This window comes from Acidovorax sp. HMWF018, from assembly GCF_003061035.1.
Classification (GTDB): domain Bacteria; phylum Pseudomonadota; class Gammaproteobacteria; order Burkholderiales; family Burkholderiaceae_C; genus Acidovorax; species Acidovorax delafieldii.
In genome coordinates this window covers 1-3111 of record NZ_QAIM01000245.1, presented here as the reverse complement: position 1 = coordinate 3111, position 3111 = coordinate 1, and the positions used below count along the sequence as shown (strand labels likewise).

Sequence of the window (3111 nt, the reverse complement as noted above, 5' to 3'; positions counted from 1 at the left end):
CCGCCCAGCATGGTGGTCACGCCGCTGGCCAGGGCCTCTTCGATCTGCTGCGGGCAGATGAAGTGGATGTGGCTGTCGATGCCGCCTGCGGTGACGATGTTGCCCTCGCAGCTGATGACCTCCGTGCCGGGGCCAATGATGATGTCCACGCCGGGCTGGGTGTCGGGGTTGCCGGCTTTGCCGATGGCGGCGATGCGGCCTGCGCGCAGGCCGATGTCGGCCTTGAAGATGCCGGTGTGGTCTACCACCAGGGCGTTGGTCAGCACTGTGTCCACCGCGCCTTGTGCGTTGCTGCGCTGGCTCTGTGCCATGCCGTCGCGAATAGTCTTGCCGCCGCCAAACTTCACCTCTTCGCCGTAGCTGCCGGCGCGCAGGGTGTGGTCGGCCTCGACTTCGAGAATGAGTTCGGTGTCGGCCAGGCGCACGCGGTCGCCCACCGTGGGGCCGAACATCTCGGCGTAGGCGCGTCGTCCAATGGTTGCCATGTGAGGGGTGCTCCGCAAGAACGGTTTACTATGTTTTTGATAGCTGCTGGGGCAATTGATACCGGCGCTATCGGCCAATTGGGCTTGAAGTTGCTACAGCGGGCCCTGGGTCAGGCCCTGAAAGCCGAACACGCGGCGCTCGCCTGCGTAGTCCACCAGCTCCACGGTGCGCTCCTGGCCGGGTTCAAAGCGCACGGCGGTGCCGGATGCGATGTTGAGCCGCATGCCGCGTGCAGCCGCACGGTCAAAGCCCAGGGCGTTGTTGGTCTCGGCAAAGTGGTAGTGCGAGCCCACCTGGATGGGACGGTCGCCGGTGTTGCGCACCACCACGGTCAGCGTACGGCGGCCGGTGTTGAGCGCGTGCTCGCCGGGTTCGGTAAAGAGTTCGCCTGGGATCATGGTCGGGTCCTTGAGGGGGGAGCTGCTGCGGTGTCGGTATGCATGACGCCAGTCAGACCTGTCAGGCCATCTGGGCCAGCAGGGCGCCACCCATCAGCGCCACGGCAGCGCCTGCAGCGCGGCTGAGCCACACGGTGCGGTGGCGCAGCGCCCAGCCTGCCGCCAGCCCCACGCCATGCAGCAGCACGGTGGCCGTCAGCATGCCCGCCAGGGTTTGCCAGGCGCTGTGGCTGCCCGCCAGCTCGATGCCGTGGGCCACGCCGTGAAAGACGGCAAACACCCCCACGCCCAGCGCGGCCACGAGGCCGGGCACGCGCAGGCGCGACACGACGAGCAGGCCTGTGGCCAGCAGCGACGCGGCAATCATCGGCTCCACCGCAGGCAGTGCCACGCCCTGCAGGCCCAGCACTGCGCCCGCCAGCAACATGGCCGCAAAGCCCACAGGGCCCCACAGCAGTTCGCGTCCAGCACGGCGCGCGGACAGGGCGCTCCACAGGCCCACGGCCACCATGGCGGCCAGATGGTCCAGGCCGAACAGGGGGTGGGCAAGGCCGCTGAAGAAACTGTTGTGGATGTGGGATTCAGCGCCTGTATGGGCGTTGGCGCACGTGCTGATTGCGCTGGACGCTATGAAAAGGAGAGCGGCTGTGTGGCGGTGTGAGAGTGCGATGCGCATGGGGGCTCCACAGAGAGAAAGAGGGAAGGGGGTCAGACGATCGGCTGATGGACGGTGACGAGCTTGGTGCCGTCGGGGAAGGTGGCCTCCACCTGGATGTCCGGGATCATCTCGGCGATGCCGTCCATCACGTCCGCGCGGGTGAGCACGGTGCGGCCCTCGCTCATCAATTGCGCCACGGTCTTGCCGTCGCGGGCGCCTTCCATCACGGCGGCGCTGATCAGGGCCATGGCCTCGGGGTAGTTGAGCTTCAGGCCCCGGGCCTTGCGGCGCTCGGCCAGCAGGGCGGCGGTAAAGATCAGCAGCTTGTCTTTTTCGCGAGGAGTCAGTTCCATATCGTTGCACTCAATGCTGGGGTAAATGGCTCGCGCGACCGCAGTGCGGTCGAACGCGAGGAGTTAGTTCCATTTCGTTTCACTCAAAGCTGGGGTCAATAGCTCGCGCGACCGCCGAGGCGGTCGAACGCGAGGGGTCAGTTCCATGTCGTTCTACTCAATTCAAGGCTGGATGGGCTCGTGTGACAGGTTGTCCTGACCGGGCGGTCCTGAGGGCAACGGATTCATCATAGGCAGCAAGCCCCGTGCCCGCCATACGCCAGAGGGCGAAGGTGCGCTGGATGTGACGGCGAATCGTGGCATGGAAACTGCACTTGCAAAGGCTGCCGCCGCCCTTTGCCCATGCCCCTTTCCACCGCCCCCCTTGCACCGCCCGACGCGGCCTCGGCAGCAGCCTTGGGGCGGGATGCCGACGCGCAAGCGCCGCAGCAAGTCGTCAAGGTGCGCCGCGACTACAACAGCTGGGTCGCCACCGAGACCATGGAGGACTACGCACTGCGCTACACCCCCCAGCGCTTTCGCAAATGGTCTGAATGGCGGGTGGCCAACACCGCGTTTGGCGCGGCCTCCTTCCTGATCCTGGAGGCCGTGGGCGCCACGCTGCTGGTGCAGTACGGCTTCATCAATGCCTTCTGGGCCATCGTGGCCACGGGGCTCATCATCTTCCTGGCGGGGCTGCCCATCAGCGTGTATGCGGCGCGCTATGGGGTGGACATGGACCTGCTCACGCGCGGCGCGGGGTTTGGCTACATCGGCTCCACGCTCACCTCGCTGATCTACGCGAGCTTCACCTTCATCTTCTTCGCGCTGGAGGCTGCCGTGATGGCCTACGCGCTGGAGCTGGCGCTCGACATCCCGCCCACCTGGGGTTACCTCATCTGCGCCATTGTGGTGATTCCACTGGTCACGCATGGCGTGTCGGCCATCAGCCGCCTGCAGGTGTGGACACAGCCGCTGTGGCTGGTGATGCTGGTGGTGCCGTTTGTGTATGTGATCGTGCGCGATCCTGGTGCGTTTTCTGGCATCGTGCACTACGGTGGTGAGTCAATGCGGGGCGCCACATTCCAGCTGCCCTTGTTTGGTGCGGCGCTCACGGTCGGTATTGCGCTCATTACCCAGATGGGGGAGCAGGCCGACTACCTGCGCTTCATGCCCGCATCCACCCCTGCCACACGTGGGCGCTGGTGGCTGGGCGTGCTGGTGGGCGGGCCGGGCT

Annotated in this window: 5 protein-coding genes; 1 reads left to right on the top strand and 4 read right to left on the bottom strand. The window is 66.1% G+C overall.

Translation table 11 applies throughout. The annotated features are described in order from the left end of the window. The 4 genes from DBR23_RS08780 to DBR23_RS08765 form a co-directional block, all read right to left on the bottom strand. Nucleotides 1–485 (bottom strand): amidohydrolase family protein (locus DBR23_RS08780; protein WP_146191288.1); only part of this gene is annotated, 485 nt, incomplete at its 3' end. A 93-nt stretch (nt 486–578) separates the two neighbouring features. After that, complete coding sequence (locus DBR23_RS08775) at nt 579–884, bottom strand: urease subunit beta (RefSeq protein ID WP_056060586.1); 306 nt, start codon at nt 882–884, stop codon at nt 579–581. 61 nt (nt 885–945) lie between these two features. Then, nucleotides 946–1560, bottom strand: a complete 615-nt coding sequence (locus DBR23_RS08770) for a HupE/UreJ family protein (RefSeq protein WP_108497986.1) — start codon at nt 1558–1560, stop codon at nt 946–948. 32 nt (nt 1561–1592) lie between these two features. After that, nucleotides 1593–1895 (bottom strand): urease subunit gamma, encoded by a 303-nt coding sequence (locus DBR23_RS08765; RefSeq protein WP_055399013.1) that lies wholly within the window; start codon nt 1893–1895, stop codon nt 1593–1595. Nucleotides 1896–2237: 342 nt separating this feature from the next. Between DBR23_RS08765 and DBR23_RS08760 the strand changes: the two genes are divergently transcribed. Beyond that, nucleotides 2238–3111: cytosine permease (locus DBR23_RS08760; RefSeq protein ID WP_369882100.1), on the top strand; the 874-nt coding region annotated here is incomplete at its 3' end.

What these genes read in the sequence shown, in the direction of transcription:
- DBR23_RS08765 (WP_055399013.1), bottom strand. Translation starts at nt 1,895, where the DNA reads ATGGAACTGACTCCTCGCGAAAAAGACAAGCTGCTGATCTTTACCGCC.
- DBR23_RS08770 (WP_108497986.1), bottom strand. Translation starts at nt 1,560, where the DNA reads ATGCGCATCGCACTCTCACACCGCCACACAGCCGCTCTCCTTTTCATA.
- DBR23_RS08775 (WP_056060586.1), bottom strand. Translation starts at nt 884, where the DNA reads ATGATCCCAGGCGAACTCTTTACCGAACCCGGCGAGCACGCGCTCAAC.